The 18724-nt window shown below is 62.2% G+C and carries 16 protein-coding genes and 3 tRNA genes; 10 read left to right on the forward strand and 9 right to left on the reverse strand.

Annotation, left to right across the window (positions count from 1 at the left end; genetic code table 11):
- Window positions 1-189: 189 nt before the first annotated feature.
- The 3 genes from trxA (at window position 190) to N511_RS0101345 (ending at window position 3608) form a co-directional block, all read left to right on the forward strand.
- The gene (gene trxA, locus N511_RS0101335; RefSeq protein WP_004626253.1) at window positions 190-516 is read left to right on the forward strand and encodes a thioredoxin TrxA; all 327 of its coding nucleotides are present in this window, start codon (window positions 190-192) and stop codon (window positions 514-516) included.
- A gap of 188 nt (window positions 517-704) precedes the next feature.
- Window positions 705-1967, forward strand: coding sequence for a transcription termination factor Rho (gene rho / locus N511_RS0101340; protein ID WP_027677655.1), 1263 nt, complete (start codon window positions 705-707; stop codon window positions 1965-1967).
- A gap of 267 nt (window positions 1968-2234) precedes the next feature.
- Window positions 2235-3608 carry a sigma-54 dependent transcriptional regulator gene (locus N511_RS0101345; RefSeq protein ID WP_027677656.1) on the forward strand — a complete coding sequence of 458 codons (1374 nt, stop codon included), beginning with the start codon at window positions 2235-2237 and terminating at the stop codon, window positions 3606-3608.
- A gap of 86 nt (window positions 3609-3694) precedes the next feature.
- Here N511_RS0101345 and N511_RS24655 read toward each other — a convergent pair whose 3' ends face one another.
- Complete coding sequence (locus N511_RS24655) at window positions 3695-4372, reverse strand: hypothetical protein (protein ID WP_197032022.1); 678 nt, start codon at window positions 4370-4372, stop codon at window positions 3695-3697.
- 378 nt (window positions 4373-4750) lie between these two features.
- Here N511_RS24655 and N511_RS0101350 point away from each other — a divergent pair, with 378 nt between their 5' ends.
- The 6 genes from N511_RS0101350 (at window position 4751) to N511_RS0101375 (ending at window position 10705) form a co-directional block, all read left to right on the forward strand.
- Entirely contained in the window at window positions 4751-5419 is a 669-nt protein-coding gene (locus N511_RS0101350; protein WP_009238433.1) for a LuxR C-terminal-related transcriptional regulator, read from the forward strand.
- A 61-nt stretch (window positions 5420-5480) separates the two neighbouring features.
- On the forward strand, window positions 5481-6347 hold the full coding sequence (locus N511_RS0101355) for a zinc-dependent peptidase (RefSeq protein ID WP_027677657.1): 867 nt from the start codon (window positions 5481-5483) through the stop codon (window positions 6345-6347).
- Window positions 6344-6901 (forward strand): hypothetical protein, encoded by a 558-nt coding sequence (locus tag N511_RS0101360; RefSeq protein WP_027677658.1) that lies wholly within the window; start codon window positions 6344-6346, stop codon window positions 6899-6901. The genes N511_RS0101355 and N511_RS0101360 overlap by 4 nt, the downstream gene beginning before the upstream one ends.
- 203 nt (window positions 6902-7104) lie before the next feature.
- Window positions 7105-7365, forward strand: a complete 261-nt coding sequence (locus tag N511_RS0101365; RefSeq protein WP_027677659.1) for a type B 50S ribosomal protein L31 — start codon at window positions 7105-7107, stop codon at window positions 7363-7365.
- A gap of 183 nt (window positions 7366-7548) precedes the next feature.
- Window positions 7549-9339 carry an ArnT family glycosyltransferase gene (locus N511_RS0101370; protein ID WP_027677660.1) on the forward strand — a complete coding sequence of 597 codons (1791 nt, stop codon included), beginning with the start codon at window positions 7549-7551 and terminating at the stop codon, window positions 9337-9339.
- 19 nt (window positions 9340-9358) lie between these two features.
- Window positions 9359-10705 carry an MATE family efflux transporter gene (locus N511_RS0101375; RefSeq protein WP_027677661.1) on the forward strand — a complete coding sequence of 449 codons (1347 nt, stop codon included), beginning with the start codon at window positions 9359-9361 and terminating at the stop codon, window positions 10703-10705.
- Between the two features lie 104 nt (window positions 10706-10809).
- Here N511_RS0101375 and N511_RS0101380 read toward each other — a convergent pair.
- The 4 genes from N511_RS0101380 to gltX form a co-directional block, all read right to left on the reverse strand.
- A tRNA-Asp gene (locus N511_RS0101380) sits at window positions 10810-10886 on the reverse strand.
- A gap of 64 nt (window positions 10887-10950) precedes the next feature.
- A tRNA-Glu gene (locus N511_RS0101385) sits at window positions 10951-11026 on the reverse strand.
- Window positions 11027-11145: 119 nt separating this feature from the next.
- Window positions 11146-11221, reverse strand: a tRNA-Ala gene (locus N511_RS0101390).
- Between the two features lie 126 nt (window positions 11222-11347).
- Complete coding sequence (gene gltX / locus N511_RS0101395) at window positions 11348-12745, reverse strand: glutamate--tRNA ligase (RefSeq protein WP_027677662.1); 1398 nt, start codon at window positions 12743-12745, stop codon at window positions 11348-11350.
- Window positions 12746-12950: 205 nt separating this feature from the next.
- Between gltX and N511_RS0101400 the strand changes: the two genes are divergently transcribed.
- Window positions 12951-13907 carry a patatin-like phospholipase family protein gene (locus N511_RS0101400; RefSeq protein WP_027677663.1) on the forward strand — a complete coding sequence of 319 codons (957 nt, stop codon included), beginning with the start codon at window positions 12951-12953 and terminating at the stop codon, window positions 13905-13907.
- A gap of 83 nt (window positions 13908-13990) precedes the next feature.
- Here the strand turns inward: N511_RS0101400 and N511_RS0101405 are convergent, their stop codons facing one another.
- The 4 genes from N511_RS0101405 to N511_RS0101420 all read right to left on the reverse strand — a co-directional run bounded on the left by N511_RS0101405 (window position 13991) and on the right by N511_RS0101420 (window position 18723).
- On the reverse strand, window positions 13991-14638 hold the full coding sequence (locus N511_RS0101405; protein ID WP_027677664.1) for a C40 family peptidase: 648 nt from the start codon (window positions 14636-14638) through the stop codon (window positions 13991-13993).
- Window positions 14639-14879: 241 nt separating this feature from the next.
- On the reverse strand, window positions 14880-16535 hold the full coding sequence (locus N511_RS0101410) for an ABC transporter ATP-binding protein (protein ID WP_027677665.1): 1656 nt from the start codon (window positions 16533-16535) through the stop codon (window positions 14880-14882).
- A complete protein-coding gene (locus N511_RS0101415; protein ID WP_027677666.1) occupies window positions 16532-17656 on the reverse strand; it encodes an ABC transporter permease in 1125 nt (374 codons plus the stop codon). The genes N511_RS0101410 and N511_RS0101415 overlap by 4 nt, the downstream gene beginning before the upstream one ends.
- Window positions 17657-17670: 14 nt before the next feature.
- Window positions 17671-18723, reverse strand: a complete 1053-nt coding sequence (locus tag N511_RS0101420) for a microcin C ABC transporter permease YejB (RefSeq protein WP_027677667.1) — start codon at window positions 18721-18723, stop codon at window positions 17671-17673.
- Between the last annotated feature and the right edge of the window lies 1 nt (window position 18724).

Here is an 18724-nt window from a genome sequence, read left to right on the forward strand (position 1 = left end):
GCGAAGACCTGCAGCTATCGGTGCGATAGCCACAATCAACGGTCAAATCGGTTGAAAACGGGGGCCTCGGTACTATATCAGCAGCACCCGCGCCGACAGTGGTCCCAATACACGCCGGTTCGTGTAATCGTGTAATGTATGGGTTCGGCGCACGTCGCCAGCTTTTACGAAATAACAGAGGTTCCCGCCATGAGCGAACAGATCAAGTATGTGAGCGACGCGTCCTTCGAGGCAGACGTGCTCAAGTCCGACAAACCCGTGCTGGTCGATTTCTGGGCCGAATGGTGCGGTCCCTGCAAGATGATCGCCCCGATCCTGGACGAAGTTTCCAAGGACTACGGCGAGAAAGTGCAGATCGCCAAGATCAACGTCGATGAGAACCAGGGCGTGCCGGCCAAGTTTGGCATTCGCGGCATCCCGACGCTGATTCTGTTCAAGAATGGCGCTGTGGCCGCCCAGAAGGTCGGCGCGCTGTCCAAGTCGCAACTGACCGCATTCCTGGACAGCCACCTGTAAGCCGTTTTCGGCTGCGGGCAACCCTTCGCGTTGCCCCCCACACACGCTGGCGCACTTCCGCCTGGAAGCTCGCCAGCGTTGTGCTAAGATGGCAGCCAATCTGTTTCCCCGAGCGTTCGCTCGACCTTTCCCCCCTCCCCCGTTTCTCGTTTCGCCGCCCGTTCGGGCCCTTCCCTCATCTTTCGTCTATGCATCTGACAGAACTGAAATCCTTGCACGTGTCCCAATTGCTGGAAATGGCGGGGCAGCTGGAGATCGATAACGCGCAGCGCATGCGCAAACAGGAATTGATGTTTGCCATCCTGAAAAAGAAGGCGAAACAGGGCGAAACGATTTTCGGTGATGGCACGCTTGAAGTGCTGCCGGACGGCTTCGGTTTTCTGCGCTCGCCCGAGACTTCGTATCTGGCCAGCACCGACGATATCTACATCAGCCCGTCGCAAATCCGCCGATTCAATCTGCACACCGGTGACACGATCGAAGGCGAAGTCCGCACGCCCAAGGACGGCGAACGCTACTTCGCGCTGGTGAAGGTCGACAAGGTCAACGCGCAGCCTCCTGAGGCGGTCAAGAACCGCATCATGTTCGAGAACCTGACGCCGCTGCACCCGAACAAGCCGCTCACGCTCGAACGCGACATCAAGGCCGAAGAGAACATCACCGGTCGCATCATCGACATGATTGCCCCGATCGGCCGCGGCCAGCGCGCGCTGCTGGTGGCAAGCCCGAAGTCGGGCAAGACCGTGATGCTGCAGCACATTGCGCACGCCATCGCGACGAACCATCCGGAAGCCGAGCTGTTCGTGCTGCTGATCGACGAGCGCCCGGAAGAAGTGACCGAAATGCAGCGGACCGTGCGCGGCGAAGTGGTGGCATCGACGTTCGATGAGCCTGCCGTGCGTCACGTGCAAGTGGCTGAAATGGTCATCGAAAAAGCCAAGCGCCTGGTCGAGCTGAAGAAAGACGTGGTGATCGTGCTGGACTCGATCACGCGTCTGGCCCGCGCCTACAACACCGTGGTGCCGACCTCGGGCAAGGTGCTGACCGGCGGTGTCGACGCCAACGCGCTGCAGCGCCCGAAGCGTTTCTTCGGTGCCGCACGTAACCTGGAAGAAGGCGGCTCCCTCACCATCATCGGCACGGCGCTGATCGAAACCGGCAGCCGCATGGACGACGTGATCTACGAAGAATTCAAGGGCACCGGCAACATGGAAGTGCACCTGGAACGCCGCCTTGCCGAGAAGCGCGTCTACCCGGCCATCAACCTGAACAAGTCGGGCACGCGCCGCGAAGAGCTGCTGATCAAGCCGGACATCCTGCAGAAGGTGTGGATTCTGCGTAAGTTCATCCACGACATGGATGAAGTCGAGGCGATGGAATTCCTGCTCGACAAACTCAAGACGACGAAGAACAACGCCGAGTTCTTCGACATGATGCGACGCGGCGGCTAAGTCTCCTGCCTGCATAGCGAAAAGCGCACCCGTTGTGGTGCGCTTTTTTATTGCCCGGTCAACCGCCCGTTTTCCCAGCGGATTTTCTCGTCAAAGTTGTGAAATTCGCTAGTTCATTTGCATTACAGGTGCCGGGCGCAAGCGTTTGCCACCATCGTCCTTAAACGTCATCGCAAAACAGAAACCCGGCAACCATACTGCAAGCCTGCCCTGGCTGAGCCGCCTCGGCAAAGAAGGAACCACACCAAAAATCGAACGGGGGAAACCATGCGCGAAGAGTCGCTGGAATGTACTGCTGCGTGCCGAACCGTCGTAGTGGCGTCACGTGCGGGGATGGGGGAGATCGACGAGACGATTCTGGGCGCGGACTGGCACGTGCGACGTGTGACGTCGATGCGTGAGCTGGGCTGTGCCATTCGTGACGGCGTTCCCACGGCAGGGTTGGTCGATTTCGGCAGCGCGTTCTCGGCTGCGGAGCTGGATTTGCTCGAGCGCTGCATGCAGGTGCCACATGTGGGCTGGGTGGCCGCGCTGCCGCCGGCCATGCTGAATCACGAACGCGTACGGCAGCTCGTGCGCGATTACTGCGTGGACTACGTGCAAATGCCGCTGCGCACGGACGAGGCTGCGTATTCGCTGCGTCACGCCTGGGGTATGGCGTCGCTCGCGCAGGAAGTCACACCAGCGCCGAAGGCCAATCATGCGCGCATGCTGGGCGACTGCCCCGCCATGCACGGCCTGTTTCGCGCCATCCGCAAGGTCGCCCAAAACAGCGCACCCGCGTTTATCGCGGGCGAGTCGGGCACCGGCAAGGAACTGACCGCGCAGGCCATTCATGAGGCGTCCTCGCGCGCAGGCGGCCCGTTCATCGCCATCAATTGCGGGGCGATTCCGCCGCACCTGATCCAGTCAGAATTGTTCGGCTACGAAAAAGGTGCCTTTACCGGCGCGCACCAGCGTCATATCGGTTGGGTAGAGCACGCCAACGGCGGCACGCTGTTCCTCGATGAAATCGGCGATCTGCCGCTCGAGAGCCAAGTCAGCCTGCTGCGCTTCCTGCAACAAGGCACGATTACGCGGCTTGGCGGACACCAGGCGATTCCGCTGGACATCCGCATCATTTCGGCAACGCACGTGGATCTGGAAGCGGCCCAGCACCACGGGGGATTTCGCACCGATCTGTTTCATCGACTGTGCGTGCTGACCTTGTCCGTGCCGCCGCTTCGCGAGCGCGGCAGCGACATCGTGCTGCTGGCCGAACACATCCTGGCGCAGCACGCGAGCGAAGCCTCGCACCGCATCCGCGGCTTCACGCCCTGCGCGTTGCACGCGATGATGCATTACCCGTGGCCGGGCAACGTACGCGAACTCATCAACCGCGTGCGCCGCGCACTGGTGATGACCGACAACCGCAAGATTTCCGCCGCCGATCTGCACCTCGAAGGCTACGCATCCGTGTCGGGCCAGACGCTGGAAGAAGCACGCGAAGGTGCGGAGTCGGATGCCATCCGCACGGCCATCGCCCGCAACGGCTTTCATATGGGCATGACGGCACGCGAACTGGCGGTGTCTCGCGTCACGCTGTATCGGTTAATGCAGAAGCACGGCATTCGGGCGGAGCATCCGCTGCATCCGGCTTAGGCGTCGTCGCATCAGGGATATTCCAGGGAGGGGCGCAGCTTGAAGCTGCGCCCCCTGGCGTACTTGGATGCGGCAGGAACGCTCAATCAGGACGCCTTCCCTCGGCCGATCCATCCATGACCTGGTTCAATGCAGTGAATTGCACTGCGAATGCTGAATAATGCGGCGGCGCCAGCGCGGCGAACGCCGTGAGGTTGGCTTGCATCGGGACCCCACTCGAGGATAGCGGCAGAGAAAAGAGTGCCCGCCGGGGGACGGAGCACGAAACCATTGAACAGCTGCAGCGACAGTCCGTTCGCGGTACGTTGCGAAAGCGCCACATTTGGTGCGTGCGGCGCCGCGCAAAGCGTAACGAGACCGGCCAAAGACGGTCGCTGCGTCTGGAATCCGGCATGGCAGCGGGCATATATCGACACACCCCACTTCCGGGGGGATTGCGCAACCCCCGTCGCCGTTGGATTGTTAGGCCACGCATGCGACGTACTCGGTTCGCCCTCCGTGAGAGCGGACACGACAGAATCAGTGGATGGATCGAATGCGCGGGTGGGAATGACACCGAAGGCGAGTCGCGCCGGCAACGTATCGGCGCGAACCCTTCGAAGGGCGATCAGCAGCGTGATTGCATGCCGCATGATGAAATCGCCGTCTACTCCGAACGCCGGCCTCATGACGACCATGGCCGCGCGATTCGCGACCACTCCGGTCTTCTCGACCGTCCACCCAAACGGCAAACGTCGAGCACAGCGCTGCGCGAATGTCGGCATGGCTCGCTCCTCCCCGACGGGTATAGAGCGACATCCATGCCATGACGGCTAACGCCTTGTTTTAACGGGATATTTTCCACACAGAGAACCAAGCAACCCGGCATTGCACGCGATTTTTGTGTCGCGATTGAAACAGCTGGCGCGATAAAAATGCCGCTGTTGACGGGTGCAGGCTCTCAGGTGGTCGAATTGCGCACCCTGGCAAACGCTGGGCTACAGTAGCCAGGACTCGGCAACGAAGGTCCCGAGGCATGGCCGTGGCGGCTGTCATTTTTGACTTCCGCCACTAAAATGATTCGGAACGGGGGTCTGCTCCGGCCTGTATCTCGCCTGGGCGACAAGGATGTTCGCAAGATCGGTAACAGGTCGAGAACAACGATGAACACTGTTTTGATCGAAGCCCATCCGTTGGTGCGTACAGGCATTGCGCACCTGCTACGGACGCTCAAGGGCGTCACTGGCGTCACTGTCGTCGAGCCAGACGAAGGGATGTTCGACGCCATCGAAACCAATGCCGACGCGGGCCTTCTTGTCATCGGCCTGCCGCTGCCACATCTTGATGAGCTGTCAGCCATCGGCGAGATCATGCACCGGCCGCACGCGCGCCACGTGGTCGTGCTGGCCGAATCCGAATCGCCCGACATCATCCGCACGCTCATGCAGATGGGCTTGTCCGGCTACACGCTCAAACATTCGCCCGGCGAAGTCATCGCGGCCTCTCTTGAACTCGTGCTGGTGGGCGGTCAATACATTCCGGCCAGCGCCCTGCTACCGGAGTCGCGCCTGGATGGCGCGCCTAACCCGGCGCTGGCAGGCGATCCGCAGACCGATCCGAAGCTGCTCGGCATTACGCCGCGGCAGTACGAGATTCTGGTGCTGCTCTCGCGCGGGCATCCGGTCAAGACGATCAGCCGCATGCTGAATATCTCCGAAGCAACAGCAAAGGCGCATATCAGCACGCTGTATCGGCGCCTGAAGGTCCGCAGCCGTACCGAGGCGGTGTACGTCGCCAATCAGCGCGGCGCGCGCCTGCTCTCGGTCGCCTGATTCCATCCAAAGCGAGAGCGCACGTCGCAAAGTCGCACGCGACGGCCGATATACTGGCCGCATGCTTTCGTCCGTTTTCCGCTGGTTCTCAGGCCGCGCACGTACGCGGCGCCTGGCGCGTTACGCCATTTCCGACGCGCTGTGGTCACGCGCACTCGATGGCCTGCCCTTTCTGCTCAACTGGTCCGACGCCGACCTCGCACGCCTTCGTGAAACAGCCACGCTCTTCATCGCCGAAAAGGAATTCACAACCGCGCACGATTTGCCGCTCACCGACGACATGGTCATCAGCATTGCCGTGCAGGCCAGTGTGCCGATCCTGGAGTTGGGCATGTCGTGGTACGGCGGATGGCACGGCGTGGTGATCTACCCCGGCGAGTTCATCATCCGCAAGGAAGTCATGGACGAAGACGGCGTGGTCCACAACGTGCGTGAAGAAGCCGCCGGCGAAGCATGGGAGCACGGCCCGGTCATCCTGTCGTGGCAGGACATCGAACTCGGAGGCGCACTGGCCGAGCCCGGCGGGCAGCCGTACAACGTGGTCATGCATGAGTTCGCGCACAAGCTGGACATGCTCAACGGCGAATCGGACGGCATCCCGGCGTTTTCTTCGCGCCTGCATGGCAGCGTCGACCGCGAGCAATGGGCCGATGACCTCTTCGCCGAGTACGACGCCTTTGCCCATCGTTGCGAGCAGATTCCCGAGCGCCGGTGGGGCGACGATCCGATCCTGTCGTTGCTCGACCCTTATGGCGCAGAGCATCCGGCTGAGTTCTTTGCGGTGGCGTCGGAGGTGTTCTTCGTCGAACCGGTGGCCATGCTCGAGACGCTGCCGTCGTTGTACGCGCTCCTGCAGGCCTTCTACCTGCAGGATCCGGCACGGCGCGTGCTGGAATCTGAACCACGCCAGGAGGGCTTCCTGCCATGACGATTCGCCAAGCGCTTCGTGCAACGCTGCTCGGTAGCTGGCTCGCTGCCGGTACGGTGTCGGCACAACCGACCGTGCCCGTGGTCCTCAGCGTCACCGCGCAATTCGATGGGCAATCCGAGACCAAACGCGTCACGCTTGCGACGGACACGTCCCCCACGGGGCAGCACGTTGCCGTGCTCGAACGTACGCATACGTACGACGTAGGCGGTTCGATGCCGCGCAAAGAATGGGAGACGCGCTTCGCCGCAGGCCTTCCCGACGACACGATCCCGCAGGGCTGCGACACCACCACGTGCCAATTCATACGTCACCGCTGGGCGAAGACTGGCGTCGACGTCACCCTGCAGCCGATGGTCGTGTCGGGCGAGTTCCAGACGCTGTCCATCGGGGTAACGCTGCATCGGTTCCAGCCCTCGCCCGACGCGGAGGCCCCTGCCCGGGTCGATACCTGGACGCGCAACCTGGACACCTCGTTGCGCATCGGCGACACCAAAACGATGGATCTGGACGGCCACGGCGTGCTGACGATCGAGCGCTTGGCCGCGCCTTGATCGAGATAGGCTTGATTAGTCACTTTTCGATGCACCGGCACGACGGATTTTGCGGCAAGCGCGTTGCTCAAGCCTTTGTTTCTCTGGCATAATTCTCGTTTCTCCACCCGGCAAGTGATTCGAGGGCTGGTCGCACGGTGGCTCCTACCCTGTGAGCACCTGAAGCGCGCCGCGAATTGGCTACCTCTACCCCAGGGCCCATCATGAAAGAAGGCATTCACCCGAATTACCGCGAAGTCGTGTTCCAGGACATGTCCAGCGACTTCAAGTTCATCACCCGCTCGACCATCCAGACCAAGGAAGTGATCACGCTGGACGGCAAGGAATATCCGCTGGCCAAGATCGAAGTCTCGTCCGAATCGCACCCGTTCTACACGGGCCAGCAAAAGGTCCTGGACACGGCCGGCCGCGTCGAAAAGTTCCGCAACAAGTTCGGCAGCAAGATCGGCAAGGCTGCCAAGTAATACCGGCGCCGGAGACGGCTCAGCGCATGACCCGCTCAGTGCAGACCGTCTTAGTGGTCAGAAAAAGGCAGCTCCGGCTGCCTTTTTTGTTTCTCGGCACATGGTAGGCCATTGATTCGGCCCCTCTTTACGATCCGCACGTCGCTGTGCAACCCCGGCTGGGCTCGCCCGGTCTGACACTCGATGAACACCACCCGCGTCTCGCGCATCCGCCTGACTGCCGCCGCCACCCGCGAGCTGCCGCGCTGGCTGCTGCTCGCCATCTGCGTTATCTACGGCCTGTCGGGGCTATTCTCGCGCGACCCGTGGAAGAACGAAGACGCCGCCGGCTTCGGCGCAATGTGGACGCTCGCCACGGGCAATGCGCAGGACTGGCTGATGCCCAACATCGTCGGCCGCCCGATCGTGCAATCGGGGCCGCTGGTGTTCTGGATCGGTGGCGCCTTCATTCGCCTCTTCGGACAATGGCTGGGGCCGGCAGATGCGTCGCGCCTGGCCACCGCTCTCTTCTTCTTCGTCACCAGCGCGTGCATTTGGTATGGCGCGTATCTGCTGGGTCGCCGCGCAGAAGTCCAACCCTTTGAATTCGTCTTCGGCGGCCAGCCCAACACGCGTGACTACGGCCGTACGCTGGCGGATGGTGCACTGCTGATCTTCCTGGCCTGTGTGGGCCTTGCACAGCGCGGCCACGAAACGACACCGCTGGTCGGCGCGCTGTGCTTCGTTGCGGTCGCGGTGTATGGCTTGATCCGAGCGCTCGACAAACCGGTGCACGGCAGCCTCATCTACGGCATCGGCATCGGTTGCCTCTCGCTGGCCGGCGGCCCGATCCTGCCATTGGCAATCGCGGTGGCCGTATTGATCGCCGCACATGCCACGCGAGTGATACCGCTGCGCCCGCTGCTGACAGTGGCGCTGCCCGTGTCGCTCGTACTCGGCTGCTCGTGGCCGGCGATGGCGTACTTGCTGGCAAATAATCCGACTGACGCCGTGACCTACATCCGCGAATGGGCGCGCTTCGATCGCCACCAATATGCGGGCCCGACCGCCCATTCGCTTGGCTTTGTCGCACGCAACCTGCCGCTGTTTGCGTGGCCGGTCTGGCCGTTGGCCGCATGGGCATGGAAGAGCTGGGGCGGCATGCGCACCGCTCCGCATATCACCCTGCCGCTGGCTGTCTTCCTGCCGCAATTTGTGTTGCTGCTCATGCAGCCTCACCCGGGCGACGATGGTTTCCTCTTGCTGATTCCGCCGATGGCCGTGATGGCGACGTTCGCGCTGCCCACGCTCAAGCGTGGCGCAATCAGCGCAATCGACTGGTTTGCGCTGCTGGCCTTCACCATTCTGGGCGGCACTCTCTGGCTGTTGTGGATTGCCAAGATGACCGGCTTTCCGCCTCAGCTTGCACGCAACGTGTACCGCATCGTGCCGGGCTATCGCCCCGAGTTCAGCTGGACCGCACTGGTCTGCGCGCTGCTCGTGACCGCGGCGTGGGTGCTGATCGTCGTCTGGCGCACATCACGTGCGCCCAAGGCCATCTGGCGCGCAGTGGTGATCTCGGCCGCCGGCACCACGCTCATGTGGGTGCTGATGATGACGCTGTGGTTGCCCACCATCAACTACGCCAAGACGTACCGCGATGTCGCACAGTCAGCCGCCCTGGCGCTGCCGCGCACCTACACGTGTGTGCAGCCGATCCGCATGGGCGATGCGCAGCTCGCGTCGTTCGCGTACTTCGGCCATATCCGTTTTGGCAGCGCCGAGGACAACTGCGACATCCTGCTGCGTCATGACCCGTATGACTATGGCGCGCCGACAAGCGTGTCGAACTACGAGTGGCGCCTGATCTGGGAAGGCCGCCGCCCCGCCGACCGCGACGAGCACTTCCGCATGTACCGCCTGACCGAGGCGGCTGCCGCCACACATCCGCCGCCCACACCGGCCACCACACGCCGACGCAAGCTGCGCCCGTAACGCATCCGGTAGCACGCACATGTTTGTCGCCGACGTCCGCCGCATTACCGCACTGGCTTGGCCGGTACTGATCGGCCAGTTGGCTGTGATTGCCTTCGGCGTATTGGATACGGCGATGGCCGGCCGCGCCTCGGCGGCAGATCTTGCTGCCATCGGGCTCGGCGGGTCGATCTATGTGACGGTCTACATCAGCCTGATGGGCGTGCTGCAAGCGCTCTCGCCCATCGCCGGCCAACTGTACGGCGCGCAAAGGCACAGCGAGATCGGCGAGGAGGTCCGCCAGGCCGTTTGGCTCGGACTGGTGCTCGCGGCGATCGGCATGCTGATCCTGTGGTTCCCTGCCCCACTCCTGCAGCTGGCGGACGCCACGCCCGAACTCACCGAGAAAGCCACCGCCTACCTGCGGTATGAAGCGCTCGCGTTGCCCGCAGCGCTCGGCTTCCGGATCTACTCCGCGTTGAACAACGCGCTGTCGCGCCCTGTGATGGTGACGGTGCTGCAGCTTGCCGGCCTGGTCATCAAATTTCCGCTGAACGGGCTGTTCCTGTATGGCGGCATGGGCATCCCAGCGATGGGCGGCCCGGGATGCGCACTCGCCTCGATGATCATCAGTTGGCTCTGGTTTGTCGCTGCGGCTGCCATCCTGATGCGTAACCCGGCGTACAAGCCGTTTGCGATTTTCACGCAGTACTCGCCACCCAATCGCGCGCGGCTGTGGGCGCTGGTACGCCTGGGTGTGCCGATGGGCTTCACCTACCTGATCGAGATCACGTCGTTCACGTTGATGGCGATCTTCATCGCACGCCTTGGCACGGTAGTCCTGGCAGGGCATCAGATTGCCGCCAACCTTGGCGCGGTGGCCTACATGGTGCCGCTATCCCTGTCGATCGCGACGTCGATACTGGCTGCGCAGTCGATCGGCGCGCGCGATCGCGTGGCGGCCCGGCGCATCTCGTTGAACGGCATCAGGTTGGCGGTGATGTGTGCGGTCATTGTTGGCGCGGCCGTCTTGTTCTTACGGCGGGAGTTGGTGAGCCTCTACACGCACGATGCCGCTGTCCTGGCGACTGCGGTGCCCCTGCTGCCCTTCATCGCCTTCTACCAGATGTTCGATGCGGTGCAGGTCATGACGGCGTTTATCCTGCGCGCATACAAGATCGCGCTCATCCCAACCGTTATCTACGCGCTCTCACTGTGGGGCGTAGGCCTGGGCGGCGGCTATGTGCTCGGATTTGGACTGCTGGGGGACGTTGCGACGGCACTGCGTGGCGCAGCCGGGTTCTGGGCCGCCAATGCGCTCAGTTTGATGGTGGCCGGTGCGTTGCTGCTCAGCTATTTCAATCGCGTCAGCCGCACCGCCGATTAAAGCAAGCCATTCGCGGCCGCTTTAAAACGACATCAATCCGGATCGACTGGAATTGAATAGAAAGCGCAAAAGAAAAAACCCGCTGCAAGCAGCGGGTTTTGATTTGGCGGAGCGGACGGGACTCGAACCCGCGACCCCCGGCGTGACAGGCCGGTATTCTAACCGACTGAACTACCGCTCCGTGTCGGTTGCAAAATCAGCTAGAGACTGATTCTGCTAATGAGCTTCTGGTTAAGCTCTTGTTTTGGCGTCCCCTAGGGGATTCGAACCCCTGTACTCACCGTGAAAGGGTGATGTCCTAGGCCTCTAGACGAAGGGGACAGAAACTGTTTTGCAACGCTTTCTGTCTTACGCTGCGAAGTCCGCTACTATAACGAACTTTTTTGCGTTTTGGAAGCCTCTTTTCAAAATTTATTTTTGAATCGAATCTTCCGGCATTTTGGTGGAGCTAAGCGGGATCGAACCGCTGACCTCTTGCATGCCATGCAAGCGCTCTCCCAGCTGAGCTATAGCCCCAAGGTACTGCCTTTTACTGCTTGCTTCTTACTGCATTTCGCTTCGTGTTGCAGCGAAAACAAGAGTATAGGGGAAGTGTTTAGCGCTTGGCAATACCCTTTCGCAAAAATTTTTGAGCCGCATTCATCACGCAGCCAGGCGACGCAGAACAACGTCGCGACCGAACAGTTCCAGCACGGCATCAATCGACGGCGTTTGCAGTTGGCCCGCCACCAGCAGGCGCACCGGCATTGCCAGCTTTGGCATCTTCCAGCCCTGTGCGGCCAACACTTCCTTGAAGGCAGCGCCAATAGCCTCGCGTTTCCACTCAGGCAGCGCGCCGAGCTTCTCTGCCAGCGCGGCAATGCCAGGGCGTACGTCGTCGGTAAGATGCTGCGCGGCCAGTTCCGGCTCGACGGTGATATCCGTGCGATAGAACAGCAGCGCCGTCTGGGCGACTTCACGAAGCGTGTTGGCGCGATCCTTCACCAGCGCAATCACGTCGGCCAGCACAGGGCCGCCATCGACCTTGCCACCCAGCTCTTCAATGAACGGCTTCACCAGATCGGCCAGGCGCGCGTTATCGGCCTGCTTGATGTAGTGGTTGTTCAGCCAGGCGAGCTTTTCGGGGTTGTATTGCGCCGGCGACTTGCCCAGGTGCTCGAGGTCGAACCATTCGATGAACTGTTCGCGCGAGAAGATCTCGGCATCACCGTGGGCCCAGCCCAGGCGCGCAAGGTAGTTGACGATCGCCTCGGGCAGATAGCCAGCATCACGATAGCCCGTCACGGCCATGGCGCCGTGGCGCTTGCTCATCTTCTCGCCCTGCTCGTTGAGCACGGTCGGCAAGTGAGCGTAGACCGGCGGCGTACCGCCGAGCGCGCGCAGGATGTTGATCTGGCGGGGGGTGTTGTTGACGTGGTCATCGCCGCGGATCACGTGGGTGATCTGCATATCCATGTCGTCGACGACCACGCAGAAGTTGTACGTGGGCGTGCCATCGGGGCGCGCGATCACCAGGTCGTCGAGTTCGTCGTTGGAGATTTCGATGCGGCCCTTCACGGCGTCGTCCCACACGACGCTTCCGCCGATGGGGTTCTTGAAACGGATCACAGGCTGCACGCCGGCCGGCGGCGTCGGCAACACCTTGCCAGGCATAGGGCGCCAGGTGCCGTCGTAGCGGGGCTTCTCGCCGCGCTCGCGTTGCGCTTCGCGCAGGGCATCGAGTTCTTCGGTGCTCATGTAGCACGGGTAAGCCAGCTCCTGCTGCACCATCTGCGCGACCACGGCGCGGTAACGGTCCATGCGCTGCATCTGGTAGAACGGGCCTTCGTCAATATCCATGTCCAGCCACGCCATCGCCTCGAGGATCACGTCGACGGCTTCCTGGCTGGAGCGCTCCACGTCGGTGTCTTCGATGCGCAGGATGAAATCGCCCTTCATCTTGCGTGCGAAGGCCCACGGATAAAGTGCCGAGCGGATGTTGCCGAGGTGGATGAAGCCGGTGGGGCTGGGGGCGAAACGAGTGCGGACGCGCTGTGTCATAGGAATGGCCGAACGAATAAGGCCGCGTGATCGAATCCTGAGCGCGGATCCTGAGCGGCCTCTATCAAAACCGAAATTATAGCAACCGAGCTGCGCCTGTCTGGCCGATCCGTCGCCGAACTTTGGCACAATGGCGGCCGGCCGCAGCGCGCTCGGGTACGACCGAACACCACTGCGCGACATACCCAACCGCCCCAACCTCCTCATGCAACGCCGCCTCTTCCTGGGCGCCGCCGGCGCCTCGATGCTCTCCGCCTGCACCGTGACGGGCTTTTCGTCCGGCAAAACCGAAACGCCCGTCACCCCCGCCACGGCCGTGCTTCCACCCACGGCCCAACCAGCCACGCAGCCCGTGCGGATCGGATTGGCACTGGGCGGCGGCGCCGCGCGCGGTTTTGCGCACATCGGCGTGATTAAGATGCTGGAAGCCCAGGGCATTCAGATCGACTTCATCACCGGCACGAGCGCGGGTAGCGTGGTGGCAGCGATCTACGCATCGGGCATGTCGGGGCTCGAAATGAACCGCATGGCGCTCAAGATGGACGAGGCCATGATCGCCGACTGGGCACTGCCGTTCGGCACGCGCTTCGGCGGCTGGCTCAAGGGCGAGGCGCTGGAGAAATACATCAACCGGCTGGTCAAGCAAAAGAGCATCGAGCAGATGCGCATTCCGCTCGGCATCGTCGCGACGGACCTGACAAGCGGCAAGCCGATCCTGTTCCGGCGCGGCAATACCGGTCAGGCGGTTCGCGCGTCGTGCAGTATCCCGGGCGTGTTCCAGCCGGTAACGATCAGCGGACGCCAATATGTGGACGGCGGCCTTGTGGCGCCCGTGCCGGTTACCTACGTCAAGCAGATGGGCGCGACGTTCGTGATTGCGGTGAACATCTCGGCAGACCCCGCCAACCAAGCGGTGTCGGGACAGGCCAGCATGCTGCTACAGACGACGGCCATCATGGGCCAGAGCATCAGCAAGACGGAGCTGGCCCAGGCCGATGTGGTCATCACGCCGTCGCTGCCGTTTGTGAAGGGCAGCGACTTTACCGCGCGCAACGAGGCGATCCTGGCAGGCGAGCAGGCTGCCCAGGCCGCCATGCCGCTGCTGCGCGAAAAGCTGCATCTGACGCAGACCGTCGTGGGCGCCCCGCTGCCACCGCACTGACGCGGCCGTCAGCAGGCAACAAAAAAGACCGCCGCGGCGGTCTTTTTTCTATTGCGCGATAGCAAATAGCAAATCGGAGCGAATCAACCGCCGTACATGGCCAGCGGCTTGCCAGCGGCGTTCGGATCGACGCGCTTGAGTTGCTCGACAAAGTTGTCGGCGCCGTCCTTGATTGCGGCACCGGAGTTGCCTTCGATGCGGCGGGCACCGTTATAGCGCGTCACCCAGTACGAGGCGGTCATGTCATCCACGCGGATCTTGCTGCCGGTGGACGGTGCGTGCACAAACTTGTTGTCGCCGATGTAGATGCCAACGTGCGAGAAAGTGTGGCGCATGGTGTTGAAGAACACCAAGTCGCCCGGACGCAGTTCAGCCGTGTCCACGCTGGTGCCGACGCGGCTCATTTCCACGGCGCGACGCGGCAGCAGGAAACCGAACGTGTCGTTGAAAACGTAGCGGACGAAGCCGCTGCAGTCGAGGCCCGATTCCGGCGTGTTACCGCCGAAACGGTAGCGCAGACCGATCATGCCCAGGGCGTTCATGACCACGTCGCCGGTCTTGCTCATCACGTTGGAAATGAGGCCCGGCTTGGCTTCGGGCTTGACGTCGGCGCGGACTTCCGTGTCCTTGAAGACCGTATCAGCATGCACTGCATTCGACACGATCACGCCGCAGCCGATCACAACCCCTACCGCTAGGCGCGCCATGGAATGAAGTACGAAATGCTGCATTGGCTCTCCCTCGGAAACTTGTAATGATGCGGTCGACATACGCCGCCGCAAATGAGAACAGTCCGAATCTTGTTAAAACAATCTCGCAGGATGATAAAAGTGACACTTTGACTTGTCAAAGGTCGTTACAAATTCCTCGGAATCCACATGCAAATCATGTACTTAGACATGACTTTAGATGCGCATTCTTACAAAAACAGCGCATCCAAACTGCACTGCCCTGGGGCGAAAACGGTGGATTTTACGGGTTATCCCGGGAGGGGTTGAGCGAAGCCGCCGCCATCAGCTTGCAGGTGTACGGGTGTGAAGGCGACGCCAACACCGCTTCAGTGTCGCCCTCTTCCACCACTTTCCCGTCCTTCATCACCACCACGCGATGTGACATCGCACGAATGACCGCAAGGTCGTGGCTGATGAATAGATACGACAGGTTGTACTTTTTCTGAAGGGCTGACAGCAGCGAAAGCACCTGCTGCTGGATCGACACGTCAAGTGCCGAAGTCGGCTCATCGAGCACCAGCAACTGCGGCTTGAGGATCAGCACACGCGCAATGGCGATGCGCTGGCGCTGCCCACCCGAGAATTCATGCGGATAGCGGCCCAGCGCCGTGCGGTCGAGGCCCACTTCGCGCAGCGCCTCGATCACGCGGTGACGGCGCTCGGTGGCGTTGACGTGCGGTTGGTGCAGCGCCAGCCCTTCGCCGACGATCTCCTCAATCGTCATGCGCGGCGACAGCGAGCCGTACGGATCCTGAAACACCACCTGCATGCGCGCGCGCACCGCCCGGCGCTCGTCGCGCGAAATGCGCAGCAGCGAGTTGCCCAGGAAACGCAGGTCGCCGCTCTTTGCCGTTTGCAGGCCCAGCAGCGTCTGCGCGAGCGTCGTCTTGCCGGAACCGGATTCGCCGACGATGCCGAGCGTCTCGCCTTCGCGCAGTTGCAGCGACACGGCATCGACGGCAGTAAACGGATCGGTCCGGAACCAGCCGGCAAACCCGGGGCGATGGCGTTCGTAGGTGACGGTCAGCTTGTCGGCTTCGAGCAGCACGGGCGCAAGCGGCACCAGCGGCAGCACGTCGCGCTGCGGACGGCTCTCGAGCAGGCGCACGGTGTAAGGATGCTGAGGCGCGGCAAACACGTCGGCCGTGTTGCCGGTTTCGACCAAGACGCCGCGCTCCATCACGCCGACACGCTCGGCAAAGGCACGCACCATGTTCAGGTCGTGCGTGATCAGCATGATGGCCATGCCGAATTCGGCCTGCAGCTCGCGCAGCAATTGCAGGATCTGCATGCGCACCGTCACGTCGAGCGCGGTGGTCGGCTCGTCGGCCAACAGAAGCTTGGGCGAACATGCCAACGCCATGGCAATCATCGCGCGCTGGCGCTGACCGCCTGAAAGCTGATGCGGGAAGGCGTCAAACCGGCGCGGCGCCTCGGCGATGCCGGTGCGTTCCAGCAGCGCAATCGCTCGTGCCTTGGCGGCGCGCTTGTCCAGGCCTTCGTGCAATTCCAGCGTTTCGACGATCTGGTTGCCGATGGTGTACAGCGGGTTGAGCGCCGTCATCGGCTCCTGGAACACCATGGCGACATCGGCGCCACGCAGGCCGCGCATTTCGCGCTCGCTGGCGGCCAGCAGGTCGCGGCCTTCGAGCAGGATGCGGCCGCTGTATTGTGCGTCGGCCAGCAATCGCATGATCGACAGCGCGGTCACGGACTTGCCGGAGCCCGATTCGCCCACCAACGCGAAGCGCTCGCCGGCGTGCAAGTCGAGCGAGACATGCTTGACGGCTTCCGTCACCTCGCCGTGCTCGGATTCGAAATGCACGCACAGGTCATCCAGGCGCAGCAGCGGACCGTCGGACTTCGGCGTGGAGGAACGCAGATCGACGCGGGTCATTTCACCCCCGCCGGTTTCTGGCGCGTGCGCAGCTGCGCGAATGACAGGCGCGTGTCGAAGGCATCGCGCAGCGCGTCGCCCATGAAGGTCAACAGCACGAGGGTCAGCACGAGCACCACGAAGGTCGACAGCGAGATCCACCACGCATCCAGGTTGGCCTTGCCTTGCGCAAGCAGCTCACCGAGGCTCGGGGTCGATGGCGGTACGCCCAAGCCAAGGAAATCCAGGCTCGTGAGCGCGAGAATGGCCGCGCTCATTCGGAACGGCAGGAAGGTAATCACGGGCGTCAGGCTGTTGGGCATGATGTGGCGCCACATGATCTGCCAGCTCGACAGGCCCATCGCCCGCGCGGCCTTTACGTAGTCGAGCGAGCGGTTGCGAAAGAACTCCGCACGCACGTAATCGGACAGGCTCATCCAGCCGAACAGCGACAACAGGATGATCAGCAGCCCGAGGCTGGGCGTGAAGATCGACGCGAAGATGATGAGCAGATACAGCTCGGGCATCGAACTCCAGATTTCAATCAGCCGCTGCGACACCATGTCGAAGCGCCCGCCGAAGAAGCCCATCAGCGCGCCCGTGAGCGTGCCGACCAGCACGCCGAGCACCGTCAGCGCCAGGCCGAACAGCACCGACACACGGAAGCCATACAGCAGCCGCGCAAACACATCGCGGCCGCGATCATCCGTGCCGAGCCAGTTTTCCGCAGAGGGCGGTGCCGGATTAGGCTCTTTCGAAAAGTAGTTCAGCGTCTCGTACGAATACGGATTGGGCGGATAAATCGCAAAGCTGCCCGGCTCCTTGAACTTGTCTCGGATGAACGGATCGAGGTAATCCGTCGGTGTCGGAAAATCCCCACCGAAGGTCGTTTCGGGGTACGTCTTGACGATCGGGAAATACCAGTTGCCGTGATACTTGACCACCAGCGGCCGGTCATTGGAGATGCACTCGGCGCCCAGGCTGAGCACGAACAGCACCACGAAGATAAGCAGGCTCCAATAGCCCAGCCGATGTTGTTTGAAGCGACGCCACGCGCGCTTGAGCGGTGACGGCGAATGGCGCACCGGATGCGGCGCTGCCGTATTGGATGCATGCGTGGAAGCGCGCGAATACTGGGTCATAGTTGCCGGCCCGCCTATCGCCCAACCGAGCCAAAGTGGATGCGCGGATCGACCAGCACGTAGCACACGTCGGAAATCAACCGCGCCGCCAGGCCAATCAGCGTGAACAAGTACAGCGTGCCGAGCACGACCGGATAATCGCGTCGCATCACGGCCTCGTACGAGAGCAGGCCCATGCCGTCGAGCGAGAACAGTTGCTCGATCAGCAGCGAACCTGTGAAGAATGCGCCAATGAACGCCGAGGGGAAGCCCGTCACCAGCGGCAGCAGTGCGTTGCGGAAGATGTGCTTCCACAGCACGCGCCGCTCCGACAGGCCCTTGCTACGCGCGGTCAGCACGTACTGCTTGCGGATTTCCTCCAGGAACGCGTTTTTTGTCAGCATGGTGATGACGGCAAAGCTGCCGACCACCGAAGCCATGACGGGCAGCGTGATGTGCCAAAGGTAATCGGTAATCTTGCCGAGCAAGCTGAGTTGGTCCCAGTTGTCGGACGTGATGCCACGGATCGGGAACCACTGGAAGAAGGTACCGCCGCCAAAGAGCACCAGCAGCAGCACCCCCAGCACGAAACCTGGGATGGCGTAACCGACCAGCACGATGATGCTGGTCACCAGGTCGAACCGGCTGCCTGCGCGCACGGCCTTCGCAATGCCGAGCGGCACCGCTATGAGATACGTGAGAAAGAATGTCCACAACCCGATCGAAATCGATACCGGCAATTTCGACTTGATGAGATCCCACACGCTGCGGTGCTGGAAGTAGCTCTCACCCAGATCGAAGCGCGCAAAACGGCCAAGCATCAGGAAGTAACGTTCGACGGGGCTTTTGTCGAAGCCATACAAGGCGCGGATTTCCTTGATCTTCTCGGCGTCGACGCCCCGCCGCCCGCGATAGTCGAAGGCGCCGCCACCGCTGGCCTCGCCGCCCGCGCCCCGCCCCTTCATCTCCATCATCATCTGCTCGACCGGCCCGCCAGGGACGAACTGGATCACGACAAACGTGAGCGTGATCACGCCGATCAGCGTCGGGATCAGGAGCAGCAACCGTTTGATCAGGTACGCGAACATG

It is taken from the genome of Ralstonia sp. UNC404CL21Col (assembly GCF_000620465.1).
Lineage (GTDB): Bacteria > Pseudomonadota > Gammaproteobacteria > Burkholderiales > Burkholderiaceae > Ralstonia > Ralstonia flatus.